This is a genomic window from Caulobacter sp. D5 (genome assembly GCF_003185805.1).
In the GTDB taxonomy this organism is placed as follows: domain Bacteria; phylum Pseudomonadota; class Alphaproteobacteria; order Caulobacterales; family Caulobacteraceae; genus Caulobacter.
On sequence record NZ_QHJY01000136.1, the window covers coordinates 1 to 5,695 of the forward strand.

Annotated in this window: 6 protein-coding genes; 3 read left to right on the forward strand and 3 right to left on the reverse strand. The window is 70.4% G+C overall.

Annotated elements, in window-relative coordinates; genetic code table 11:
* A partial coding sequence (locus DMC18_RS09855; RefSeq protein ID WP_110132904.1) for a purine nucleoside permease occupies positions 1-1,000 on the reverse strand: 1,000 nt, incomplete at its 3' end.
* A 137-nt stretch (positions 1,001-1,137) separates the two neighbouring features.
* On the opposite strand from DMC18_RS09855, the gene DMC18_RS09860 reads away from it, so the two are divergent.
* Positions 1,138-2,052: a 5'-methylthioadenosine/S-adenosylhomocysteine nucleosidase gene (locus DMC18_RS09860; RefSeq protein WP_110121669.1), complete on the forward strand. Its 915-nt coding sequence runs from the start codon at positions 1,138-1,140 to the stop codon at positions 2,050-2,052.
* Between the two features lie 58 nt (positions 2,053-2,110).
* On the opposite strand, the gene DMC18_RS09865 is transcribed toward DMC18_RS09860, so the two are convergent.
* Positions 2,111-3,073, reverse strand: coding sequence for an ABC transporter ATP-binding protein (locus tag DMC18_RS09865; RefSeq protein WP_110132903.1), 963 nt, complete (start codon positions 3,071-3,073; stop codon positions 2,111-2,113).
* Between the two features lie 153 nt (positions 3,074-3,226).
* Here DMC18_RS09865 and DMC18_RS09870 point away from each other — a divergent pair, with 153 nt between their 5' ends.
* Together DMC18_RS09870 and DMC18_RS09875 are read left to right on the forward strand one after the other, a co-directional pair.
* Positions 3,227-3,508, forward strand: a complete 282-nt coding sequence (locus tag DMC18_RS09870) for a zinc-finger domain-containing protein (RefSeq protein WP_110121667.1) — start codon at positions 3,227-3,229, stop codon at positions 3,506-3,508.
* A 1-nt stretch (position 3,509) separates the two neighbouring features.
* On the forward strand, positions 3,510-3,941 hold the full coding sequence (locus tag DMC18_RS09875; protein WP_110121666.1) for an acyl-CoA thioesterase: 432 nt from the start codon (positions 3,510-3,512) through the stop codon (positions 3,939-3,941).
* A 133-nt stretch (positions 3,942-4,074) separates the two neighbouring features.
* On the opposite strand, the gene ggt is transcribed toward DMC18_RS09875, so the two are convergent.
* On the reverse strand, positions 4,075-5,695 hold a 1,621-nt coding region (ggt, locus tag DMC18_RS09880; RefSeq protein WP_110132905.1), incomplete at its 5' end, for a gamma-glutamyltransferase.

Consider the following 5,695-nt stretch of genomic DNA (forward strand, 5'->3'; position numbering starts at 1 on the left):
CGCGGGCGACGACGCCCCCGACGAGGAATTCGGCTTCGAAGCCGGCCTTGGCCCCGTCGTCGTGCAGCACGCGCGGGAAGGTCGGCTCGCCCAGGGGCGGGCGGGTGTAGTTGCTGGCCGTGCGCAGCACCAGCACCCGGCGCCGGTCGATGCGGCCGCTGTCGGCATGGGCGTCGAGCACGTCGAGGATCCCCTGGTCTTCGCAGTCGCTCATGGTGAAGGTCCCCGCGCCGTCGGTCCAGAGCTTGACCCAGTCGCGGGCCCACTGGGTGCGCTGGGTCCCGTGCCAGAAGCGCACCGTGCCCAGGGCGTCGCCCTGCAGCACGAACGGCGGGCGGGCCGCGTTCGGCTCCTTCACATAGCCGGCGCGCAGTTTTACGAGATCCGGATTGTCGGGCAGGACGACGTCCTTGGTCAGGGCGTAGGCCCAGTCGACCAGGCCCCTGTCGAGCGTCCAGGCCATGGCGCTGGAGCCCTCGGCCTTGCCCTTCACGTTCGGTCGGTCGGCGTCGTTGGAATAGAGGCCGTAGGGCCAGTCGGCCGGGATCTCGCGGTCGTCGACCTCGTAGATCGGGTCGGCGTCGACGACGTAACGGGCCCAGGCGGCGCTGCCGACCGAGGCCGAGGCGGGATCGACGCCGGCGATGCCGCTGACGATCCAGTAGGCGTGGGAGAGGTCGAACTGGTCCGACAGGATCAGCGCCGCGACGCTCTCACGGGTGCGGCCGCGCATGTCGCTGACGATGGCCAGCACGCCGTCGTCGGAATAGCGGGCGACGTGGCGGATACCGGGCACGCGGATCTCGCGTTTCAGCGGCCAGCCCTCGACCCAGGGCTGGAACTCGCCGGCGACGTCGCCGGTGTCGGCGCCGATCTCGAAGGTGGTGACGACCACGACCTTGATCGGGATCGGCTTGGCGGCCGCCTGGACCAGCCCTGGCGCGCTCGCCCCGAGGACGGCCGCCAAAACGACCAATGTTCTTAGAATCCAAGCCCTCATGCCTGCCCCGCTTACTTAAAACGGCGCGAAAGTCGTCGGAACCGGCGGACGATGCAACAGGCTGGACGTCGGCCCTTCCGGCGGCGGCGCGCGCGGCGCTAGGGTGCCGCCGAATCGACCATCGGAAGCCTTCCCCCATGCGTATCGTCTCGACCGCCCTCACCTGCGCTCTTCTGTTGACGCCGATCGGCGCGCCGATTGCCGCGAACGCCGCCGAGCGCCTGGACGCCGCGCCGCGCACGGCCGTGGTCAGCGCCTTCCCGCCGGAGATGGCCGCGCTGGAGGCGGCGACCGCCGACAAGCAGGAGTTCACGGCCGCCGGCACGCGCTACGTGACCGGCAAGCTGGAGGGCAAGCCGGTGGTGCTGTTCCTGTCGGGGATCAGCATGGTCAATGCGGCCATGACCACCCAAGCGGCCCTCAATCGCTTCCATGTGACCCGCATCGTGTTCTCCGGCGTGGCCGGCGGGGCCGATCCAGAACTCGAGGTCGGCGACGTGGTGGCGCCGGAGACCTGGGCCCAGACCTCCGAAATGGCCTATGCCCGCGAGGTTCCCGGCGGCTTCGCCCCCACGCCCGGCCTGGTCAGCGACCTGCCCAATTTCGGCATGATGCATCCGCGCGCCGTGACCGTGAACCAGGACCCGGCCAAGGCCGAGGACAAGCTGTCCTTCGCCGCCGATCCCGAACTGATCGCCCTGGCCCGCAAGTCGGTCGAGGGCCTGGCCCTGAAGCGCTGCGCGGCCGACCAGTGCCTGACCAAGCCGCCCAAGGTGGTGGTCGGCGGCGCCGGCGGCTCGGGGCCGGTGTTCGTCGACAACGCCGCCTTCCGCGACTACGCCCACAAGACCTTCGGCGCCCGGGTGCTCGACATGGAGAGCGCCGCCGTGGCCCAGGTGGCCTATGTCAACAAGACCCCGTTCATCGCCTTCCGCAGCCTGTCGGACCTGGCCGGCGGCGATCCGGCGACCAACCAGTTCCCGGTGTTCCTGCGCCTGGCGGCGGATAACTCCGCGACCGTGGTGCGGGCGTTCGTCAGGGCGCTTCCGTAGTCAGCCTCTCCCAACCCATATCCACCTCTCCCATAGGGAGAGGTTTGCGAGTGCGACCTCAGGTCTTCAGCGGGTCCTTGGCGTTCGGATCGCCGTAGGTCAGCGACACGAACACGTCCTCCAGGTCCGGATCCTCGGTGGCGATGTCCTTGATCGACACGCCGGCGCCGCGCACGGCGGCCAGCACGTGTTCGACGCTCGACTGGCCGGTGCGGTAGCTGACCGAGAAGGCCCCGCCGGCGCGGCCCTTGGTGTCGAAGCCTTCCAGCACCGGAGGAACCGACAGCGGGCTCTCGGGGGTCACCACCACGTTGCGGATGTCCATCCGGCCCAGCAGGGTCGGGGTCGGCTCGCAGACCACCACCTCGCCGCGGTTGACGATGGCGATCTGGTCGCAGAGCTCCTGGGCCTCTTCCAGATAGTGGGTGGTCAGCACGATGGTCACGCCCAGCTCGTGCAGGCCCTTCACATATTCCCACAGCTGGCGGCGCAGCTCGACGTCGACGCCGGCCGTCGGCTCGTCGAGGATCAGCACCGGCGGCTGGTGGACCATGGCCTTGGGCACCATCAGACGCCGCTTCATGCCGCCCGACAGCTGGCGGACGTAAGCATTCGCCTTGTCGCCCAGGCCCAAGGCGCCCAGCAGTTCGTCGGTGCGGCGCTCGTTCTTGGGCACGCCGTAATAGCCGGCCTGCACCTCCAGCGACTCGCGCGGGGTGAAGAAGACGTCGGCGGCCAGCTCCTGCGGCACCACGCCGATGGCGGCGCGGGCGTCGCGCGGGCGCTCGTCGATGTCGCGGCCCCAGATCTTCACCGTGCCCGAGGATTTGCGGGTCAGGCCGGCCAGGATGTTGATGAAGGTCGACTTTCCAGCCCCGTTCGGACCCAGGAGGCCGAAGATCGAGCCGCGCGGCACCTTCAGGTCGATGCCGTTCAGCGCCCGCTTCTCCGGCGCGGTCTTGGTGGCGGGATAGGTCTTGAACAGGCCCTCGGCTTCGATCGCGTAGGCAGGCAGGTCCATGAAGCGTCCAATCAAGGCCCGTCGCGGGGCCGAAGGCTTTGAAAACAGGGGCGTGGCGCCTTGCCCGAATTGACGCGGCGCCGACGCGTCGCATAGGTATGCCTCGTTCGCCGCCTAGCCAAGGCCGCGCTCAGAATTCGAAGGTTAGTTCCCATGGCCAAGGCCAAGTCCGAAGCTCCGACCGCCCCCACGGGCATGGACGTCGCTGTCACCGCCGGCCCGGCCCCGGAAATCGTCCACGTCCATTCGCACCGCATCGCCTGCGACGGCGTCGGCGGGGCGCTGGGCCACCCGCGCGTGTGGCTGGAGATGGGCGCGGCCGGCTCGGTCGACTGCCCCTATTGCGACCGCCGCTTCATCGCCGCCTCGCACGCCGGCCACGACGAGGACGAGCAGCTCGCCCCTGGCGTCTACGAAGGCCCCGGCGGCCACTGAGTTGGACGACTCCAGCCTCTCCGGCCCGCGCGCCGAGACCCTCGCCCAGGCCTGGGAAGCGGCCGAGTGGCCGCACGACCCGCCGGTGCTGCGCGCCATCGCCATGCCGTCCGACACCAACCCCGAAGGCGACATCTTCGGCGGCTGGCTGCTGTCGCAGATGGACCTGGCGGCGGCCTCGATCGCCTTCCACCGCGCCGCCGGCCGCTGCGCGACCATCGCCGTCGACGGCATGGTGTTCATCAGCCCGGTGTTCGTCGGCGACGAGGTCAGCCTGTTCGCCCGCATCGTCCATACGGGCCGCACCTCGCTGAAGGTCGAGGTCGAAGCCTGGCGCCGCCGCCGCGACGGCGAAAAGGCCCACAAGGTGACCCAAGGCGTGTTCACGTTCGTCGCCATCGGCGAGGACCGCAAGCCGCGTCCGCTGCCGTAATCCAAGACGCTCTCCCTGAAGGGGGAGCTGTCGGCGAAGCCGACTGAGGGGGAAGTGATCGCGGCGCGTCAGCAGCCGCTTCCCCCTCCGGCCCTTCGGGCCACCTCCCCCTTCAGGGGGAGTGTCTCTTATCTCACAGCCCCTTCGCCACGCCCTCGCGACGCGGATCCGCGCCGCCTTCCAGCTTGCCCCCGGCCCGCACGATCACCCCGTGCAGGCCCGAATTCTCGTTCTGGCCTTCCTTGACCATCACGCCCCGCGCCTGCAGGGCCGCGGTCAGCTCCGGGCCGAAGCGGTCGACCTCGCCCGAGAACACCTCGCCCCGCGCCACCAGGTTCGGCAGGGCGACGGCGTCCTGCATCGACAGGCCCCAGTCGAACACCCCGACCATGGCCTTGAGGTTATAGGACAGGATCGCCGAGCCGCCCGGCGAGCCGACGGCGGCCAGGAACTTGCCCTTCTTGTCGAGCACGATCAGCGGCGACATCGACGAGCGCGGGCGCTTGCCCCCGGCCACGGCGTTGGCGCCAGGCAGGCCGTCCTTGTCGATCGGCGCGAAGTTGAAGTCGGTCAGCTGGTTGTTGAGGAAGAAGCCGCCGACCATCCGGCCCGAGCCGAAGATGCTCTCGACCGTGGTGGTCATCGACACCACGTCGCCGGCCGGGTCGACGATGACGAAGTGGGTGGTGCCGCCCGGCTCGATGGTCGAGTCCGGGCCGACCTTGGGCGCGCCCTTGGGCAGGCCGAAGGTCGGGACCGGGCCGGCCGTCTCGCCGATCAGCTTGGCGCGCTCCTTGACATAGGCCGGGTCCAGCAGGCCCTCGACCGGCACGGTCACCTTGCCCGGGTCGCCGACATAGCGGTCGCGGTCGGCGTACATCACCCGCTCGGCCTCGGCGATCTGGGTCCAGGCGATCGGGTCCTTGGGACCGCGCTTGGCGATGTCGGTGTGCTCGAGCATCAGCAGGGCCTGCAACAGCGACACCCCGCTCGACGACGGGTTGGGCACGCAGACGGTGTAGACCTTCCACGGCCGGCAGAGGGCGTCGGCGCTGCGCGGCTTGTAGGCGGCGAGATCCGCCAGGGTCATGGCCGAGGGCCGCTCGCCCTCGTGCAGCTTGGCGACGATCGCCTGCGCCAGCGGGCCTTCATAGAGCGCCGACGGCCCTTCGGCGGCCAGGCGACGCACGGTGGCGGCGTAGGCCGGGTTCTTCAGCGTCTCGCCGGCCTGGTAGCGCTGGCCGTCGGGCTTGGTGAAATAGGCGGTCGCGTCGGCCGTCTTGCCCTGGGGAGAGCGGCCGTTGATCATCGAGGCCAGGCGCGGGCTGACGGTGAAGCCCTGGTCGGCCAGTTTCTCGGCGTCGAGAAACAGGCGGTCCCAGCCGATGGCGCCGTGCTCCTTCTGGGCCTGGGCCAGCATGCCGACCGCGCCGGGCACGCCGGTCGAGCGGCCCGACAGCACCGCGTTGATGAACGGCACGGGCTTGCCGTCGTCGCCCAGGAACAGGGCCGGCGTCGCGGCCGCGGGCGCGGTCTCGCGGCCGTCATAGGCCGTCACCTTGCCGGTCTTGGCGTCGTAGACCATCAGGAACGAGCCGCCGCCCAGGCCCGAGCTCTGCGGCTCCACCAGGCCCAGCACCGCCTGCACCGCCACCGCCGCATCGACGGCCGAGCCGCCTTCGCGCAGCACCCGCAGGCCCGCCTCGGTGGCCAAGGGATTGGCCGTGGCGACCATGCCGCGCGGGCTGTAGGCC